Below are 18,638 nucleotides of genomic sequence, written 5' to 3'. Positions count from 1 at the left end.
GCGGAGCCATTCCGCTCACGGACAGCACACGGTTTGAAAGCCGACTCACTCCGGCCTGATGCCCAGAATCGAAAAGTAGCGATTGAGGTCGCCGTCCTCGCGCAGCACTTCCTGCATCAGCTGCGGCAACGGCATGCGCCCCCATGCCACCGCGCGGTTCACGAGGTAGGGCGTCGGGCTGTGCGGCTCTTCGCGCAGCAGGTAGGCGGCCGCCAGTTCCAGCAGCCGGTAGGCCTCGGCGCGGTTGCCGATGCGCTCGCCAGCTACCGCCTGGGGCAGTGAGGAAGGCTCCGCGGACGCGGTGAAGGCGGCGGAAGAAGAAAAAGGGGCTTCGCTCATGTCGTCGTCCATCGGGTTCGCGGGAGGCCGCACTGCCACGTCGTCCACCGCATGCGGTGGTGCGTACAGCGTTGCGGGGATGGGTTGGTCGCGCGGGTCGCGCTCCTGCAGCAGGCTGCGCAGCGCCTGCCGCATGCGCGTCAGCATCTCCGCCACCTTCGACAGGCTGGGCGCGTCGGCGCCCAGGCGCTCGTCGAGCAGCACGGTCAGCTCGCGCCAGGCATCGACGGCCAGGGCCACCTGGTCGTCGAGCGCGGCAAGCGCATGCAGGTTGCGCGAGGCGTGGTCGAGGATGTCCTGCCGCGACACCGTCTGCGCGGTCAGCTCTTCGGCCACTTCCGTTTCCGTCGATCTGGCGGTGCCGGCGGCGGCAGCCGCTCCGGCGCCGAACTCGGTGGTCAGCGCGCGCTGCCAGTCGCCCAGGTTGATGAAGGGCGGCGAAAAGTCGGCCCATGCGAGCAGGGGCACGCGCATCAGCAGGGTCTGCCCGAGGGTGTCGTTGATCCACACGAAAGTGGCCGCGCGCATGTCCGCATCGCCGTCCTCCTCGATGCGCGGATGCACGTCTTGCCAGAACTCGCGTGCCAGCCCTTCGAGCAGCCGCGCTCCCGCGATCAGCCCGTCGATCGCATGGCGATGTACCCAGGCCTCGGTGAGCCACGCGGCCACCTGCAGGTCCTTGCTGCGCCGCTGCAGCAGCTCGGAGCACAGCATCTCGGCGGCACGCCAGTCGGCCTTCTTGAGCGGACGGGTCCATTCGCCCATCGGCAGGCTGGCGTCTTCCTCCGTGCGCGCTTCGCGGATGCGGGCGTACACCGGGTCGTAGCGAAGCGACGGCCCCGCGGGGCCCTCGACCTCCACCGGTGCAAGGAAGGCCGCGAGGTCGGGCGCAAAGCCGTTGGCGGCCTCGGCGTTCAGGGGGGCGAGCAGGGCAGCCATCAGGGCGTGTTCCATTCAGGAGCGCGTGCGGGGAACGCGGCGGGCCAGATCAGGGCGGTCTTCTTGCCGGCGGGGCTTGCCGCAACGCGCAGGAACACGCGCGCGCGACCGCCGGCCGGCGTCTGCGCCGCGTCGCCGGCCGACTGGGCCACCAGCGGAAACTCGAACTTCAGCAGCTGCGTGCGGCCGTCCGGGCGTTGCGACGCATCACCTTCCCGCTGGCGCTGCGCCAGCGTGAGCAGCGCCCACGGATCGGCAAAACGGAAGCTCACGCTCTGCCCGTCGGTCAACAGCGCGGGCTGCTGCGGATCGGCGCGCGCCACCACCGGCGAGTCCTTCGCGATGCGCAGCACCAGCGCCACCGGCATGCCGTATTCCCAGCGCAGCGTGCGTGGTGCATCGCGCTGCTTGAGCACCTGGTCGCCGACCTCGAAGGACCAGTCGATGATCTTGTTGCCCTCGATCTCGGCCATGGTGTTTGCGCGGAAGTCCACGCTCAGGTCATAGCCCGGCGTGGCGCCATCCTCGGTCGGGAACAGCGGCGACAGGAAGTCGCGCGCGCGGCCGAACTGGTCGGCGAAGCGGCGCGCGGCCGCACCCGGCATGGCGGCGGTGCGCACGCCGCCCTCCGCGCGGCTTTCCTTCAGTGCGCGCGCCAGCGGGTCGAAGGCCCGCGCCAGGTCGTTCACGTCCGCCGGATCGGCCAGGTCGAAGGCGCGCGCCGTGGTGGCCGCGCCGAACGGATGCCGGCCCGCCAGCGAGCGGTTGAAGCGCGCGGAGAACTGCGTCCACAGTTCCTGCTGGTCACCGAACTGCAGCTCGTAGCAGCGCGCGAGCAGGGCGCTGTAGATCTGCTGGTGGCGGTCGGCAAAGTAGTCGCCGATGCGCGCCGCCGGTGCCTTGCCGGCCAGCTTGGCGGCGCAGGTCTCGCGATCGATCTCGGCGCCGGTCGTGCCCAGGAACTGTTCGAGCAGCAGCAGGCTGCTGTTCGGGTTCTTCAGCCGGTAGCGCTCCAGGTCGCGGTTGATCGCCTGCCAGCGCTGCGCGAGCACCGAGCCCGCACCCGCGCCGTCGAGCGCCGCGATGTAGCCGTCGGCCAGCTTGCCCAGCGTTTCGGTGCGGCTGAACTGCTGGCCCAGGTAGGCCGCGAGCGAGCCCGCGTCCGAGACACCGAAGGCCACCAGCATCGGCCCGCGCTCGCCGCGCCAGCCCTGGAAGTCGCGCCCGCGCATGGCGTACAGCTCCGACTGGTTGAAGGCTTCGTCCACGCCTTCGAGGCGCTGCAGCGCATCGCGCGACATCAGCGCGCGCAGGTCTTCGGCGCGCGGGCCCGCGCCCAGCTCGTACAGCAGCGCCTGCACCTTGGCCAGGCGCTGGCGCGAGGCTTCATAGGATGCGGCCTGCGTGTCCGTGGCCATCAGCGCGCCCGATGCGGGGCGCATGCCCTCGCTCGTGCCGGTCGCGGCCTCGGCCACCTGGTCGACCACCAGCTGCGCGAAGTGCGCATTCAGCGCGCTCTCGATGCCCGGGCGAACCGTTGCCGGAAAGGCCTGCATGCCGTCGGTCATGTAGCGCTTGCGGATATCGCCGATGGCCAACGCCTGGTCGAGCCGCGACAAGTCCCATCCGGCCATCGGGCGCATGCCCGCGGCCGGGAGGTCGCGATCGCGCGCGGCCGCCATGAAGGGCTGCGCCAGCAGCGCGGTGAGCGCGTCGCGCAGCGCGATGCGTTCGGGCGCCAAGGCGAAGCGGCCTTCCTTGTCCTGCCACACGAGGCCGGGCTGCGCGCCACCGAAGCGCAGATTGAACTCGGCGCGGAATTTCTGGAACGCGTCCTGCGCGCGGCTGCGCACCGCATCGGCCGGCTCCTGTCCCAGCAACCGGTTCTGCTCGATGCGCGCAATGGTGCGGTCGTAAGAAGCGCCCAGCACCAGCACCGGCTGGCGCATCCAGCCGCCCTTGCCCGAGGCCACCAGGTCTTCCTGGTCCTTGATGGCGGCGATCACTTCTCGGTAGCTCGCCGTGGTGCGCGCGAAGGTGCCGGCACTGGCGAGCGACGGCAGCAGCCGTGCCAGCGACTGCTCGGACACCAGCAGCTCGTTGTTGACGAACAGCCGCGCGTCCAGCTGTGCGGTGCCCTTGTCGAGCGCACAGCGCAGCGCGGCTTGCACCGGCGTCAGCGGAATCGCCAGCGCCTTGCCCTCGGCCGCCTGGCGGAAGTAGCGCAGGTTGCGGCTCAGGTCGGCCGGCAGCTCGGCGCCCAGCGCATAGCGCACGGCCACGCGCAGGTCTTCCGCATTGCCGGTGGATGGCTGGCGCAGGCGCTCCACCGCCTGCAGCGCGGTGTCGAGTTGTTCGGCCGAACCCAGGTAGCGCTGCAGGGCGCCGAACTCGGGCTGGTCTTCCACCAGCAAGCCGTTCTTGCGCGGTGCGTCGCCGATGGTCTTGAAGCTCGGCGGCAGGCTGCAATTGGCGCCGACGATGAACTCGCCGGTGGCTTCGTCCTGCTCCACGCCGCTCAACTGGCTCACGCGGGCCATCAGCTCGCGCCGCAGCGTGCTCACGGCGATGTCGCCGAACTCCCGCTCGATGCGCTCGATCACGCGTTCGTTCAGGTCGTCGAAGGGCTGCCACGAGCCGGGCATGAAGAAAGAGTACGTGCCGTCGGTGCGCAGCCGCTCGTTCATGGCCAGCAGCGACAGCGCCTTGTTGCGGTACCACGCGGTCGGAATGGCTTCGCCGCGCTGCAGCGCACGCATGCGGTATTGCGCGTCGTGCTGCAACTGCGACAGGGCCGACACCAGCGTGGTGTTGTGCCGGTGCAGTTGCCATGTCGCCACCACCAGGCCGATGCCCCAGCCGCCGAGGAAGATCACCGCCGTCCAGCGTAGCGCGCGGTGCAGCACCGGGCGCGCCAGGGTCTGCGTGCGCGACGGCCGCGTGAGGCCGTACTCGAGAAAGATCTTCTTCTCGAACAGGTCGCGCAGGAACGCCGGCTGGCGCATCAGCTGCGCGATCAGGTCGTCGCTGGCGGGCTCCTGCCGGCCGTAGGTGTCGCGCTCGGCGTCGATGGCGGCAACGGCCTGTGCCGATTCGCCGCTGTCGCCGGTCAGGTAGATGCCGCGAAAGAAGAAGGGCTCGTGGTACGCGCTCGGGCGCATCAACTCGTCGACGTACAGCTGCAACTGGCCGCGCAGCGCCTCGATGCGCGAGGGCAGCAGCAGCTGCGGACCTGCGCCCTGCGGCGCGGTGTCGGTGGCAAAAAGCTCGGCCGACACGTCGGACACCGTGCGAACCACCGTGCCCACCGCTTCGTCGACCCAGCCCGGCTGGTAGGTGGTCGACAGGTCGTAAGGCGACGACCAGCCCAGCATGCTCGCGCGCAGCGGCTCGGGCAGGGCGCTCGCGAAGGCGCTGAAGCCTTCGAGCTGTTCCGCGCCGGTGATCAGCACATACACCGCGAAGCGCATCGCGAAGCGGTTCTGCGCGAGCCACAGGCGGCGGTGTGCGAGCTTGGCGCGCTTGGAGAGTTCGAGCCGCCCGTCGGTGCTGTCGTCGAGCAGCAGCGCTGCCGGAATGGTGATGACCACCGAGTCGAACGGCCGCTGCGGCCGGTAGGCCCGGCACATGCCCAGGAACTCGTCCCACGGCTTCTCGGAAGCATCGTCGTCATCGGGCGAGCCGAGGTACGCGCCCTGGATGTCGATGACGACGCCACGGTCGAAGAAGTGCCACGAAATGCCCTGCGTGGTCGCGGCCGAGGCCGATTCGGTACTCAGTGCGCTCGCCACGCCCGACTGCTCGATGGGCAACTGCCGGTGGTCGTCGCCCTCGTTGAGCACCATGATCCACGGGATGCCGTAGCGGTCGGCGCGCGAGGCGATGTTGCCTTCGATCAGCTCGACGGCCTGGCGGAAGGAACTGCGCAGCGAATCGAAGCGGATGCGCGCGACCTTCGGGTCGCTCGAAGGTTTGGCGTGCGAGCGGCGCGCTGCAAAGTACAGCACCATGCCCAGCACGAGCAGCACCACCAGCGTCAGCACCGCGATGGAAATGAGGAAGAGCTGGTCTGTCAGCATGGCGACGACCTCCTGGGGCTCTTGAGTTGGCGGACGATGTTCATCGCTGGTAGGCCCCCGACGCATCGACCGCACCCGGCTGCAGCACCTGCCGCACCGGCCACGACTGCCACAGCCACAACAACTCCGACACCGCCAGCAGCGAGGCGACGCCCAGCAGGAACAACACCGTCCAGCGGCTCAGCGTGGGCAGCTTGCGCGGCGCGATGTGCGAGAGCGTGCTCGCATACGCCCGCTCGGACACCACGCGGTCGCGGCCCGAGAAATCGGCCGGCCGCTGGTAGACGAACTGGAACAGTTCCTCGCGATAGCCGAGCAGGCGCGCTGTTTCGCCACTGCCGCGGTACTTGCCCTGGAAGCCCAGCGCCAGCGCAAAGAGATACAGCCGCGCGATGTCGCGCTTCGAGGGCTCGCGGGCCGACAGCAACTCTTCGATGCGACTGAACACCAGGTCGCCCGCGATGTTGGTGCGAAACAGCGAAGACTCCAGCAGGTGGGCGGTCCAGCGCTCGCGCCCGACCCACGGCGTTTGCAGCAGGATCTCGTCGGCCAGCGCGGCCTTCAGGTAGCGCGCGTCGGCCACGTTCTCCAGCTCGAAGCGCGTGCTGTCGCGGCGCGATTCGAGCGACTGCAGCTCCAGCAGGTTTTCCAGGTGGCGGGCCAGCGCCTGCGCCACCATGTCGGGGTCGGTCTCGCGCGATTCGACGGTGCGGTCGCGGGCCTTCACGATCTCGTCGTAGAACGCGCGGAACTGCTTGGTGATGTGGTCGTCGACCGCAAGGTCGGGAAGGGTGCGTGCCATGGGCGTCAGTCCTTGATGAACAGCACGATTTCCTGCGGAGGCTGCGCGGTGGCGCCTTCGTTGGCATTGGCTATCACCAGCAGCTCGCCGGGCACGGTCAGCGCGGTGCTGGTCTGGATGGCGTAGAGCAGGTAGCCCGAGCCGGGGCGCAGGCCGAGCTCGTCGGCCGACTCGATGGGCCGGCGCACCGCGCCCAGCACGCGGCGCTCGCGCAGCGAGGGGTAGGCCGACTGCGAGCCGATGATGGCGCTGTCCATCCAGGCCAGCAGGTCCTTGTCCGACTGGCCGCGCAGGCCGACCACGATGCGCGTGCCGGCCAGCCACGGCGGCTGCAGCGTGGTCTCGAAGGCCCCTTGGCGAAACTCGAACTTGTGCTCGCGGTATTCCTGGCTCACCTCGGACACCGCATCGCGCAACGCCTGCAGCAGCGGCTTGAACACGCGCGAGGGGTTCGCATGGTCGTAGTCCATCGGCAGCGGTGGCAGGCCGCCGGGCCGCAGCAGGCTCAGCGACGCCAGCAGCGCGCACAGCGACCAGTACATCGGCAGCGGATGCAGGTGCGGCGTGCGCAGCACGGCCTCGGCATGCGGCAGGCCCGACAGCAGGCTGCGCAACCGGTCCTTCAGTTCGAGATGCGCAAGGCGGTCGTCCACGCGCGAGGACGGCACGGCCGTCTGCTTCGCAACGAAGGCGGCCTTGCCGCGCAACTGGCCCAGCAGGGCGGCAGCCGCCGTCCACAGCGGGTTGTCGCGCGCCACCTCCAGCAGCGGTGGCTGCACGTCGCCCAGCTTCACCACCTCGTTTTCCTTGAACACCTGGCCCAGGCGCAGGTGCACGTGCGTGCCGGGCGGCACGGCGCCGGCGCTGAGCGCCAGGCGCGGCAGCATGCGTGGAATGTCCGCGGGCTCGGCGTCCGACACGGCGTCTTCCAGCGGCGCGCCAGATACCGAGCGATAGCGCACGGTATCGGAGCGATGCCGTGTGAGGCCGGTAACCGGCAGCGTGAGGTAGATGTCGAGCGGCCCGTTGGCCAGTTGCTCCGCATGCGATGCGAGCGACAGCTCGAGCGTGCCGTGCGCGGCCTCGGCGGCCGAGTACTGCACGGCGGTGCCGTCCGGCAGGATCGCGTCCAGTGCCTGCACGCGCAGCAGGTTGGCGGGCAGCAGGTCCTGGTCGAACACCAGTCGGCGTACGCCCCAGCTGAAGGGCACGGCGGCCAGCGTCTGCCAGGCCACGAGGGAGTCCATGCGCGCCGAGAACTGCTGGAAGTGCTGCGGCGACAGCAGCATGCCTTCATGCCACTCGATGCGGTCGGTGATGGGCGCGGCGCGGTGCACGTCAGACATGGCGGGCTCCTGCGCGGGAAAGATGGAATGCGGTGTTCACTGATGAAGGTCCGGGTTGTTCAGCGTGTGGTGGACACGTCGAAGCTTTGAACGTCGAAGCGGGCGACAACGGCGCCCTTGAGGTCTTCCACCCGCACGCGATTGGCGCCGGGCGTGGTGTAGTTCGCGAAGACGAGCACGGCCGCCACGCGCTGCGAGCCGAAGGCGCTGGAGGGCACGCGAATCGTCTGGCCCGGCACCAGCTCCCACGAGAGGTACGACAGGCTCTGCGGAAAGGTCTTCTGCAGGTCGGCGCGCGCGCCGAACCACTTGGCTGCGGTGAGCTCGGTGATGCGGGCGAGCATGGTGTCGTCCAGCACCATCACCACATCGACTGCCACCGGGCTGTTCTGGTTGGCGCCGGGTGCGGCCGACAGCGTGAACTCGCTCCAGTCCACGCGCGTGCCCTTGGGCAGCAGGCTGCCGCACGCGGCCAGCTGCGTGAGCAGCAGCACGGCGGCGACCCATCGGAAGAAAAAATTATTTGTCCGGTTCATCGCGAAATTCCAGGATTCGTCGCGGCGGAAGTCGCATACGCGGCGGAGGGCAGGACGGCCTGCCGCGCGCCCACGGCAATGCCCATCAGCAGGATCAGCAGGGAGGCCAGCACGCTGCAGCCCGCCAGCAGCGCGATGTGGCCGCGCGTGAGCACCAGGCGCAGCGGCTGCGGGGGCGTCGCGTCTGCCGCGGGCGCCGTCACGCGCTCCGACGGCAGGCCGGCCGACACGATCGAGATCAGCGCGCAGCTGGCCAGCAGCGTGAGCAGGTTGCGCGGCCCCTCGCAGATCAGGTCGATGGCCAGGAACAGCGCCAACGCCGCTTCGATGGGCAACTGCAGCAGCGACAGCACGATGCCCGCATAGCCCACGTTGGTCAGGCTGTTGTTGCCCGCCGAGGCGAAGGCCGCGACCGTCGCGCCGGTGCCGATCATTCCGATGTCGGCCGCGCTGAGCGTGCGGTCGTACAGGTTGGCCACGAACAGCGCCAGCAGCACGTAGTAAAGCGCCGAGCCCGCGCGCAGGAACACGGATGCGGTGGGCACCACCAGCTCGACGATGCCGCGGCTGAAGCCCAGGCGCGCGCTCATCGCCTCGATGGTGTGGGGAATGCTGGCCGTGGTACTCGACGACATCAGGCTCACCAGCATCGGCGTCTTCAGGTGCTGCAGCACATGGGCCAGCGGCTGGTTGCCGCGCCGGTGGATCACCGCGATGGCGGCCATGCCCAGCAGCGCCACCAGCACCACGAAATGCAGCAGGAAGCCGCTCATGGCGCGGATCGTCACCGCGTCGGTCTGTGAGAACACATGCGCCGACATGCCGAAGGCCACCACCGGCAGCAGGATGTTGGCGCGCGCGATGATGAGTTCGAGCGTGCGGTAGATGCCCTCGAACATGTGGTTGAGCGCGGCATGCTGCGTGCGCGCCAGCGCGGCGAAGGCCAGGCCGAATATCAGCGCGCACGACAGGATGCCCAGCGAGCGCCCTTCCACCAGCACACGGAAGAAGTTGTCGGGCACCACCGTGGCCCGGGGGCGTTCGATGGGTGTTGCCTGCGTGCCGCTTTCGTACAGGCGCATCTCGAGGTCGCCGCCGTCGCCGGCCTTTTGCACCAGTTCGCCGAGGTGCTCGCGTGCATCGGCGTCCAGATGCGCGCCCGGCGCATTCACCCAGCCCAGCGCCAGCCCGGTGCCCGCGCAGCTCGCCACCAGCAGCAGCGCAAGGCCCGCGATCATCGCGATGCGCCGGCCTGGAAAGGGCAGGCCCATGGTCTGTCGCAGGCCGAAGAAGGTGGCCACCACCAGCAGCGGAATGGCCGCCATGCTCACGATCGACAGGTACACCTGCGCCGCGGTGTACGCCACGTCGCCCACCGCGGGCGCATACACGCCCGCGACAGCGCCTGCCGCCATGCACAGCAGCAGGGCGAGCAGGCTGTGGGACATGCGCGTCAGGAAACCCATGTCGGCTTGTTCCATCCCCTGTCGAGCGCGAAGGCGACGGTGGCGCGGGCCAGCTCCAGCGAGCTGTCGATCAGCGTCAGCGCGCTGTGCCCGGCGGCGTTCGCGGCATGTGCGGCAATCGGCAACTCGGTGCAGCCCATGATCACCGCGGTGGCACCGGTGGCGGCCAAGGCTTCGAGTGCAAGCTCGAAGGCGGCCGCGCCGGCCTGCACGTCGCCGCCCTTCACGGCGCGGATGCAGGCGTCCACATGGTCCTGGCCGGTCGTGGCGTCGGGCACGATGAAGTCGATGTCGCGTTCGCGCAGCGCCTGCTGGTAGAAGCCCGAGGCGAGTGCGCCGCGCGTGGCGAGCACCGCCACCCGCACGGCCCGTTCGTTCGGCGCCGTCGCGACGGCGGCCACGCACGACTGCGCGATATGGATCAGCGGCGCCCGGCTGTGCGCGGCCATCTGCGCGTACCAGTGGTGCGACGAGTTGCAGGGAATCGCGATCACGCCCACGCCGATGCCGTTGAGCACGTCGATGCCCGCGAGCAGCGCACTCAGCGGGTCGGGCCCCGTGCCCAGGATGGCGCTGGAGCGGTCCGGCACGTGCGGCAGGTTCGCCACGATCACCGGCAAGTGCTCCTGGTCGCGCGTGGCGGGCGTGAGCTGGATGATCTTTTCCATGAAGTCCACCGTGGCCGATGGGCCCATGCCGCCGAGAACGCCGATGCGTGACATGAGTGCGTGCCCTCTAGATCTTCAGTGGCCGGGGGCACACGACAGCGACGGCCGCTGTGTTGCCGATGACCAGCACCAGCGTGCGCAGCATGTCGCACACCGGGTCCACCGCCAGGAACAGGATGAATGCCGCCTCGAAGGGCAGGCCCAGGTAGGTGCAGGTCATGCCGATCAGCGACACCGTCACCAGCCCCGTCATGCCCGCCGAGGCGAAGCCCGCGAGCACCGACGAAGTGAGCACGATGCCGATCTCCACTGCCGACAGCGAGCGCCCGTAGATCTGCGCGATGAAGAGCGTGGCGCACACGTAGTACACGACCGGCCCGATGCGCAGCAGCGACACCGTGAGCGGCACCAGCAGTTCGACCCGCGAGCGCGCGAAGCCCAGCCGCGTGACCAGGCTCTCGATCATGATCGGCATGCAGGTGGCGCTGCTGCGCGTGGCCAGTGCCAGCGCGAAGGGGCCGCGCATGGCATTGAGCGTCTGCCCCAGCGTGCCGTTGGAGCGCTTCCAGATGATCACGCACGCCACCGCCAGCAGCAGCACCGACACCACCAGGAACGCCAGCACGAAGGCGCCCATCGCACGCAGCGGCTCGATGCCGGTTTTTCCCAGCTGCGCCGCGCTCATGCAGAACAGCACCACCGGCAGCGGAAAGCTCAGCCAGCGCATCAGCGTCTGGCAGGCGTGATAGACCGTCTCCAGTGCCTGCGTCAGGCCATCGGAGATGCGGGTGGGCACGTGCCCCACCGCCAGGCCGAACAGCAATGCGAACACCAGCGTCTTGAGCGTGTCGCCGTTGGCCAGCGCCGAGAAGATGTTGGCCGGCACCAGGCTCACCAGCATGTCGGCGAAGCTCGCGGTCTTCTTGACTTCGTCGACGCCGCGCAGGTTCATGGCCGTGTCGCTGGCGCTCAGGTCGCCGCCGACGATCTGGCCGAAGGTCTGCATGGTGCTGGCCGGCAGGTTCTCGCCGGGGCGAAGAATCAGCAGCGTGGCTGCGCCGGCAATGGCCACGAAGGCCGAGAACGCGAGGAACACCAGCGCCACGCGGCCCAGCAGGCTCGCGGTGCCGCCGTCGCGGAACAGCCGCTGCAGGCTGAAGATCACGGCCGAGACCATGAAGGGCAGCGTGATCATCTTCAGCAGGTCGACGTAGATGTCGCCCACGAAGCCCAGGGTGGTCGCGAGCGCGGGTGCGAGCATGCCGAAGGCGACGCCGGCCCCGAGGCTGATGATCACGACCCAGGGGTTGAGGACGAAGGCGTAGAACTTGGAGGGATTCATGATGGTGGTGTGTCCTGTGCCGCTCAGCGCTCGAGTGCCTGCAGGACCTTCTGGATGTCGAGCTTCTCGGTACGCTGGGCAAGGAACTGGTTGACGTAGGCCAGCAGCGTGGGGTCGGTCACGGCCACGCCGATGCCCAGCGTGTCCTCCAGGTCCTTCAGCGTCACGGTGCGCAGCACGAGCGACACGGTGGGATCGGCCTTGAGCACGCGCTTGACTTCGAACTCGTCGCGGTAGGCGCTCACGATCTCGCCTTTGTGCAGGGCCGCCAGCACGTCGTTCCACGTCGGGAATTCCTGCACCTTGGCGTGCGGGAAGTTGGTGCGCGCGTAGTCCGCGAACGACGACTTGGCGATCACGCCGATGCTGCCGTTGAAGTTGCGGATGACCTCCGGCAGCGGCCGCCCGTGCGAGAGCTGTGCGAACTTCACGCGGTTGAGGATCAGCGAGTGGTTCAGCGTGAGGTATGAGTCGCTGAAGGCGATGGTCTGCGTGCGCGCCAGCGTGCGCGACAGCTTGCTGATGGCCAGGTCGGCCTGGCCGCTGGCCAGCAGGTCGACCACCGCGTTGAAGGTGCCGGCGTCGCGGTTGAAGCGCAGCTTGACGCCCAGCTCCTTGGCGAGCGACTGCGCCAGGCCCACTTCCAGCCCGGTCCACTGGCCGCTGTCGTCGAAGAAGAAGAATGGCGGCGTGTCGACCTTGAGCATGGCCACCACGAGCTCGCCGCGCGTGACGATGCGCGCGATGTCGGGTGCGAGCAGGCGGCCGTCGGGCACCCGCACGAGGCCGTTGGTGATCACCGGGGCGGGCGGCGCTGCGGGGACGTCCGACGTGGTGGCGGCCGTGGATGTTGCGGAAGCGGCGACTGCCACCACGGGTGCAGCCGTGGCAGGCGCGGCGATCACGCCCTGCGCCACGGGCCGCTCGCCCGCCGCGCCAACGCCGCTGCTCGCGCAGAGGCCGGCGAATGCCAGCAAGGCGGGAAGGGCAAGGCGCCGCAGCGCGATGTGCATGCCCGTGAGGTGTCGTGTGTTGTTCGACATGCTTGGAATCACTTTGGTCATTGGGTGGGGGCGGGAGCCGGCGCGACCGCTGGAGCGGGCGCGGGGGAAGACGATGGGGATTGCAGCGGCGCGGGCGCCACGACGGCGGCAGCAGGAACAGGCGCGGGCGCCAGCAGCTTGCCGATCTCGATGCCCATCAGGAACAGGAGGGCGCACAGCAGCACCAGGCAGGTCACCGTGATGGCGACCATGCGGGAGCTCATCGTGAAAACGTATTGCGACATGGGTGGGCGGGGGTTGAGTGATGACCGGCTCAGGGAACCATGGAGGTGAACTGCCCCGGCACGACGACCTGGATCACGCCGCCCCAGTTGCAGGCGAGCTTGGAGCTGTCCTGCAGCGCGGGCATGTTGCCGAGCAGCACCGTGGGCGAACCGGGCGCCCAGGGCGCGACCGTCACCGGAATGCAGGGCATCGGCGTGAAGGCGCCGAGCGCGGCGGCGGTGGCAGCGGCCACCATCGGGTTCGACATGCTGTTGCAGGTGCCGAAGGGCAGGATGTTGGCCAGCGGCTTGTTGTCCATGATGGTGGCGCCCGGCACGCCGCTGGTGACCACGCCGCTCACGGGCAGCACCACAAGGCTGGAAGGCGCGGCGCCGAAGCTGCACTGCAGCGTGGCCCCCATGCAGACATGCATGCCCATGGTTCAGCCTCCTCTCACAAGTTTTTCCAGGCTCTTCATGAAGCCCGGTGGCGCGGCGGTGTCCACGATCTCGCGGCCCGCGTCGTCGTAGCGGCGCGGGTTGCCGTACGGCTTTCCCTGGCGGTAGGCGATCTCTTCCATCAACTGGCCGTTGGGCCAGAAGCGCCGCAGCGGACCGTGCAGCACGTTGGCCACATAGGTGGACGACTGCGCCACGCCGCCGCTTGGCAGGTGGTCGAGCACTTCGCCGTGGAGCAGTCCGGTGCGGTAGTGCTCGCGCCGCACCAGGCGCCCTTCGTGGAAGTAAGTGGCTTCGCCTTCGAGCCGGCCGGCCGTGTAGCGCAGCCGCGCCGTGACATCACCCGATTCGGCATACGCCACGGCTTCGCCATGCAGCGCGCCGCGCACATGCTGCTGTGTCTGCATCAGCTTGCCGCTGGGGTAGTAGCTGCGCGTGATGCCTTCGGCCACACCGCCCAGGCGCTGCGTTTCCTGCAGCAGCTGGCCGTGTTCGTCGAAGAGGCGCATCGCGCCGTGCGGCAGGCCTGCCTGATAAGAGGCTTCCATCGCAGGCTTGCCCGTGGCCGAGAAAACCTGCATCGGCCCGTGTGCTGCATCGCCCAGGAACGACGCGCGCACGACCGTCTGGCCGGCGCCGTCCAGCGCCTCGCGCACGACGGTATCGGGTGCGGATGGAAGAGAGGGAAGGGCCATGGCGCTCAATTGATCTTCACCAGCCCGCCCTTGAGCGTGACCATGCCGCCACCCTCGACGGCGTTCATGCCCGAGGCCTTGCTGCTGATCGACGGCGCTTCGTTCGACAGCGAGGCGCCGCCCTTGGCCGACAGTGCCACGCCGGCCTCGGCCTTGAAGTTGACGCCAGCCTTGGCGCCCAGGTCGGTGCCGGCCTTCAGGTCCAGCGTCTGGGCCGACTTGATGAGCAGGGTGCCCGTCACGTCGATCACCAGGTTGCCCGTGACCTTGAGCTCGTAGTTGCCCGTCACCGTCTGCGTGAAGTCGGCTTTGTTGCCGTGCGTCTCGTTGCCCGTGATGTCCAGCGCGCGCGTGCCCTTGACCGAGTGGGTCTCGTTGCCCGTGTCGACCTTGACCGTGCGATTGCCCTTGGTGACGGCGTGGACCTCGTTGCCGGCCATCACCGTGGTGCTCAGGTCGTTCTCGATTTCCACGCGCATGTCTTTCTGCGCGTGCAGGTAGAACTCTTCGGCGTCCTTCTTGTCCTCGAAGCGCAGCTCGTTGAACCCTTCGCCGCCCTTGGTCGAGTTCGAGCGAATGGTGCTTTGCGACGACATGCCCGGCAAGGCGACCGGCGTGGGGTTCGTGCCGTTGTAGACGCTGCCCGAGACCAGCGGCCGGTCGGGGTCGCCATCGACATAGCTCACGACCACCTCCTGCCCGATGCGCGGCAGGAAGAGCGCGCCCCAGCCCTTGCCGGCCCACATCTGCGAGACGCGCACCCAGCAGGAACTCTTCTCGTCCTTCTTGCCCAGGCGATCCCATGGGAACTGCACCTTGATGCGACCGTGCGCGTCGGTCCAGATTTCTTCACCGCTCGGCCCGACCACCCGCGCCGTGTGGCTGCCCGCCACCACCGGGCGCGGCGTCAGGCGCGGCGGGCGGAAGGCGGTGGTGGGAGGCAGGGTCTCGAAGCTGTTGCTGTAGCGCTCCTGCTCGGCGTGGTGCTGAACGCTGCGCACCACGTGCTTGGCGTTGAGTTCCTCGCGCGGATGTTCTTCCAGCGTGAAGGTGGTGCCCGGCGTCAGGTAATGGCAATGGCTGTCGCCGCGGCCCGAGCGGCTGCCGGCCTGGTGCTCTTCCAGGCGGATGCGCGCGCGCGTGGCGCCAGCAGCCGGCGACTCGGCGCGCGAGGGATATACGTAGTCGAAGCCGCGTCCGCTTTCGGCCTCGCGCTGCGCCAGCAGGCTGGTGTCGGGCGTGAGGAAGTCGTAGTCGTCCACCGCCTGCGACCTGGCCACCAGCCGTGCATCCGACTCGAAGCGGGTGACGGCATGGGTGTGCGCGCTGTCTTCCTCGCCGCTGCGCACGACGAGCTTCTCGGCATGGGGGCAGGGCGCGTATGCCGACGGGCTGTCGGCCAGCACCAGCGTGTGCGCGCCGTCCGCGAAGGTGAAGTAATAGAAGATGCCTTCTTCTTCCATCAGGCGCGAGACGAAGTCGAAGGCCGTCTCGTCGTAGCGCACGCAGTACTCGCGCTTTGCGTAGGTGCCGCTCAGCTGCGTGCTGTAGACCACGCCGAACTCCGTGAGCACCTGCTCCACGATCTCGGGCGTGCTCAGGGTCTGGTAGATCACGCGGTCGCGGCCCAGCGTGAGCAGCCACATGCGCGGCACCAGCTCGAGCGTGTAGATCGCAAAGTTGCGGCTGCTGCCCAGGTAGGTGAAGCGGGAGACGATGCCGTTGAAGAAGCGTGTTTCGCTCTCGTGCCGCTGCAGCGCGACGGTGGCCGAGGTGCCGATCACATCGGCGGCCTCCAGCGTGTTCGAGTCGGCGCGCATGGTGAGCGTGCACGCGAACAGCTGCGACAGGCCCTCCGTGGCCTGGAAGGCGTCGAGCAGCAGTTCGTCCGGCCCGAGCGCGGTCCGCACCGTCAGGAAGGCGCCGTGCTGGGTGAAGCCCTCGCGCATGTTCATCAGCTCAGCGTTGCCGGCTCGAAGCGGAAGGCGAAGGCGCCGTCGCCGTCCATGCCCATGTGCACCGCGGTGAACGCGGCGGCCATCGAGATGCGCTCCAGCACCTGGCGCGAGAGTTCGGGCAGCACCGCATGGGCCAGGATGTGGTCGATGTTGCGGGCTCCGCTGTCCACCTCGGTGCAGCGCGCGGTGATGGCGTCTTCCACCTGCACGTCCCAGGTGAAGGCGGCGTGGTGGTTCAGCGCAAAGCGCCGCGCCAGCTTGCCGAGCTTGAGGTTCGCGATCGAGCGGATCTGTTCGTCGCCCAGGTGGTGATACGGCACCAGCGCCAGACGGCCCAGGAAGGCCGGGCTGAACTGCTTGAGCAACTCGGGGCGCAGCCGCTCCACCAGCTCCTCGGGGTCGGGCCTGCGCCCGCCCTGCGAGGCCTGCGTGATCACGTCCTGCGCGGCGTTGGAGGTGAGCAGGATCAGCGTGTTCTTGAAGTCGATCTGCACGCCTTCACCGTCCTCCATGGTGCCCTTGTCGAACACCTGGAAGAACAGCTCCAGCACGTCGGGATGGGCCTTCTCCATTTCGTCGAGCAGCACCACGCTGTAGGGGCGGCGGCGCACGGCCTCGGTCAGCACGCCGCCGCGCCCGTAGCCCACGTAGCCGGGTGGTGCGCCCTTCAGGCTGGAGACGGTGTGCGCCTCCTGGAACTCCGACATGTTCACGGTGATGACATTGCGCTCGCCGCCGTACAGCAGGTCGGCCAGCGCAAAGGCCGTCTCGGTCTTGCCGACGCCACTGGGGCCCACCAGCATGAACACGCCCACGGGCTTGCCGGGGTCGTCGAGGTCGGCGCGGAAGGTGCGCACGCGCCGCGCGATGGCGTCGAGTGCGTCGTCTTGCCCGACCACGCGCTCGGCGAGCTTCTCTTTCAGGTTGAGCACCGTGTGCAGCTCGTCGGTCATCATCTTGCCGACCGGAATGCCGGTCCAGCCCGAGATGACTTCGGCCACCATCACGCCGTCGACGCAAACGGGCACCATGGGCTCGTCGCTCTGCAGAGCTTCCAGGCCTTTCTCGAGGCGGCGCAGCGCGGCGGTGAGCAGCGCGGGGTCGTTCTCCTCGTCGGGCGGTGGTGCGTTGTCGCGCAGGCTGTCGGAAATCTTGCGGCGCAGCGCGACGATTTCCATCACCGCGTGCTTCTCCTCGTCGACTTTGTCGGACAGGCGCTTGTGCTTCTGGCGCAGCGTATCGAGCCGCGCGCCGAGCGTGGCGATGGCGTCCTGGTGGTCGCCGCCGGTGGCGGCTTCGTGGCGCAGCACGCGCAGTTCGCTCTCGCCCGTGGCGATGTCGCGCGCGGCCGATTCGAGTTCGGCCGGCAGCCCGTTCTGCCCGATGGCCACCCGCGCGCAGGCGGTGTCGAGCACGCTGATGGCCTTGTCGGGCAACTGGCGGCCGGTGATGTAGCGGTGCGAGAGCTTGACGGCCTCGCGCACGGCGTCGTCGACGATCTCCACGCCGTGGTGCTTCTCCAGCGTTTCGACCATGCCGCGCAGCATGTCGATGGCCACTTCTTCGCTCGGCTCCTCGATCTTCACGACCTGGAAGCGCCGTGCCAGTGCCGGATCGCGCTCCACGTATTTCTTGTACTCGGCCCAGGTGGTGGCGGCAATGGTGCGCAGCTCGCCGCGCGCCAGCGCGGGCTTGAGCAGGTTGGCCGCGTCGCCCTGGCCCTCGGCGCCGCCCGCGCCGATGAGCTGGTGCGCCTCGTCGATGAACAGGATCACCGGCGTGGGCGAGGCCTTGACCTCGGCAATGACCGATTTGAGCCGGTTCTCGAACTCGCCCTTTACGCCCGCGCCGGCCTGCAGCAGCGCAAGGTCGAGCGAGCGCACCGACACCTGGCGCAGCGCGGGCGGCACGTCGCCCTGCACCACGCGCTGTGCGAAGCCTTCGACCACGGCCGTCTTGCCGACGCCGGCCTCGCCGGTGAGGATGGGGTTGTTCTGGCGGCGGCGCAGCAGCACGTCGATGATCTGGCGGATTTCGCCATCGCGGCCACGGATCGGGTCGATCGCGCCGTCGCGCGCGAGCTGCGTCATGTCGACGGTGTACTGGTCGAGCGAGGGCGTGGCCGAGTTGTTGCGGCGCGCGGTGGGCATCTGCAGCGGCGGTGTGCCGGCGGCTGACGCCGATGGCGCGGCCGGCTGGTTCACGGCGGGCGCCGATGCCGCTGGCGCCACCGGGGCATTGGCCAGTGCCGAAGCGGCTGCGTCCTCGGGCGAGGACTGCAGCAGGCCGGCAAGTTCGTCGCGCAGCGTGCCGCGCGGAATCTGCAGCAGCGCAGGCGCGGCGTCGACGAGGCGACCGCGCAGCCGGTCCACCTCCAGCAGCGCCAGCATCAGCGTGCCCGAGCGGATGTGTTGTTGGCCCAGCAGCATCGAGCTCATGAGCCAGGCTTCCTGGAACAGCGGCGCAAAGTCGGGCGCCAGGCTCGGCGTGCGGCCGTTGCCCCGCTTGAAGGTGTCGAGCGACTTCTGCAGTTGCGCCTGCACGGCATCGGGCCGGATGCCGAAGCGGCCGAACACCAGCCGCAGGTCGGGTGCTTCGTTGTCCACCAGCTTCAGCAGCAGGTGTTCGAGGTCGACGTTGTAGTGCGTCTGCTGCACGCACAGCTCGGCCGCCTGTTCCATGGCGCGCTTGCATTCGGGGTTGAGCCGGCCGAGCAGGGTGCGGATGTCGATGTCCATAGGG

Annotated in this window: 14 protein-coding genes; all 14 read right to left on the bottom strand. The window is 69.0% G+C overall.

Annotation, left to right across the window (positions count from 1 at the left end):
- Positions 1 to 45: 45 nt before the first annotated feature.
- Genes tssA through tssH form a run of 14 tightly spaced genes read right to left on the bottom strand, consistent with a single transcriptional unit; the run spans position 46 to position 18,634 of the window.
- Positions 46 to 1,278 (bottom strand): type VI secretion system protein TssA, encoded by a 1,233-nt coding sequence (gene tssA, locus H7F35_RS04275; protein WP_187111726.1) that lies wholly within the window; start codon positions 1,276 to 1,278, stop codon positions 46 to 48.
- Positions 1,278 to 5,357, bottom strand: a complete 4,080-nt coding sequence (locus H7F35_RS04270; RefSeq protein ID WP_187111725.1) for a type VI secretion system protein — start codon at positions 5,355 to 5,357, stop codon at positions 1,278 to 1,280. The genes tssA and H7F35_RS04270 overlap by 1 nt, the downstream gene beginning before the upstream one ends.
- Before the next feature lie 40 nt (positions 5,358 to 5,397).
- The gene (locus H7F35_RS04265; protein ID WP_187111724.1) at positions 5,398 to 6,159 is read right to left on the bottom strand and encodes a DotU family type IV/VI secretion system protein; all 762 of its coding nucleotides are present in this window, start codon (positions 6,157 to 6,159) and stop codon (positions 5,398 to 5,400) included.
- Between the two features lie 5 nt (positions 6,160 to 6,164).
- The gene (tssK, locus tag H7F35_RS04260; protein WP_187111723.1) at positions 6,165 to 7,505 is read right to left on the bottom strand and encodes a type VI secretion system baseplate subunit TssK; all 1,341 of its coding nucleotides are present in this window, start codon (positions 7,503 to 7,505) and stop codon (positions 6,165 to 6,167) included.
- Positions 7,506 to 7,564: 59 nt separating this feature from the next.
- Positions 7,565 to 8,041 carry a hypothetical protein gene (locus tag H7F35_RS04255; protein ID WP_187111722.1) on the bottom strand — a complete coding sequence of 159 codons (477 nt, stop codon included), beginning with the start codon at positions 8,039 to 8,041 and terminating at the stop codon, positions 7,565 to 7,567.
- On the bottom strand, positions 8,038 to 9,507 hold the full coding sequence (locus H7F35_RS04250) for a dicarboxylate/amino acid:cation symporter (protein ID WP_187111721.1): 1,470 nt from the start codon (positions 9,505 to 9,507) through the stop codon (positions 8,038 to 8,040). Before H7F35_RS04250 ends, H7F35_RS04255 begins: the two co-directional genes overlap by 4 nt.
- Positions 9,495 to 10,229, bottom strand: coding sequence for an aspartate/glutamate racemase family protein (locus H7F35_RS04245; RefSeq protein WP_187111720.1), 735 nt, complete (start codon positions 10,227 to 10,229; stop codon positions 9,495 to 9,497). Before H7F35_RS04245 ends, H7F35_RS04250 begins: the two co-directional genes overlap by 13 nt.
- A gap of 13 nt (positions 10,230 to 10,242) precedes the next feature.
- Positions 10,243 to 11,517 carry a dicarboxylate/amino acid:cation symporter gene (locus H7F35_RS04240; RefSeq protein ID WP_187111719.1) on the bottom strand — a complete coding sequence of 425 codons (1,275 nt, stop codon included), beginning with the start codon at positions 11,515 to 11,517 and terminating at the stop codon, positions 10,243 to 10,245.
- A 23-nt stretch (positions 11,518 to 11,540) separates the two neighbouring features.
- Positions 11,541 to 12,560 (bottom strand): ABC transporter substrate-binding protein, encoded by a 1,020-nt coding sequence (locus tag H7F35_RS04235; protein ID WP_187111718.1) that lies wholly within the window; start codon positions 12,558 to 12,560, stop codon positions 11,541 to 11,543.
- A 17-nt stretch (positions 12,561 to 12,577) separates the two neighbouring features.
- Positions 12,578 to 12,784 carry a hypothetical protein gene (locus tag H7F35_RS04230; protein WP_261803524.1) on the bottom strand — a complete coding sequence of 69 codons (207 nt, stop codon included), beginning with the start codon at positions 12,782 to 12,784 and terminating at the stop codon, positions 12,578 to 12,580.
- Between the two features lie 50 nt (positions 12,785 to 12,834).
- A complete protein-coding gene (locus H7F35_RS04225) occupies positions 12,835 to 13,224 on the bottom strand; it encodes a DUF4280 domain-containing protein (RefSeq protein ID WP_187111716.1) in 390 nt (129 codons plus the stop codon).
- 3 nt (positions 13,225 to 13,227) lie between these two features.
- Entirely contained in the window at positions 13,228 to 13,938 is a 711-nt protein-coding gene (locus tag H7F35_RS04220; protein ID WP_187111715.1) for a toxin-antitoxin system YwqK family antitoxin, read from the bottom strand.
- Between the two features lie 5 nt (positions 13,939 to 13,943).
- On the bottom strand, positions 13,944 to 15,893 hold the full coding sequence (gene tssI / locus H7F35_RS04215; protein ID WP_261803523.1) for a type VI secretion system tip protein VgrG: 1,950 nt from the start codon (positions 15,891 to 15,893) through the stop codon (positions 13,944 to 13,946).
- Positions 15,893 to 18,634 carry a type VI secretion system ATPase TssH gene (tssH, locus tag H7F35_RS04210; protein WP_187111714.1) on the bottom strand — a complete coding sequence of 914 codons (2,742 nt, stop codon included), beginning with the start codon at positions 18,632 to 18,634 and terminating at the stop codon, positions 15,893 to 15,895. Before tssH ends, tssI begins: the two co-directional genes overlap by 1 nt.
- Between the last annotated feature and the right edge of the window lie 4 nt (positions 18,635 to 18,638).

Origin of the sequence: Variovorax sp. PAMC26660 (assembly GCF_014302995.1) — a bacterium.
Classification (GTDB): domain Bacteria; phylum Pseudomonadota; class Gammaproteobacteria; order Burkholderiales; family Burkholderiaceae_C; genus Variovorax.
The sequence above is the reverse complement of the archived record's forward strand: the minus strand, read 5'-3'. Positions and strand labels throughout refer to the sequence as shown.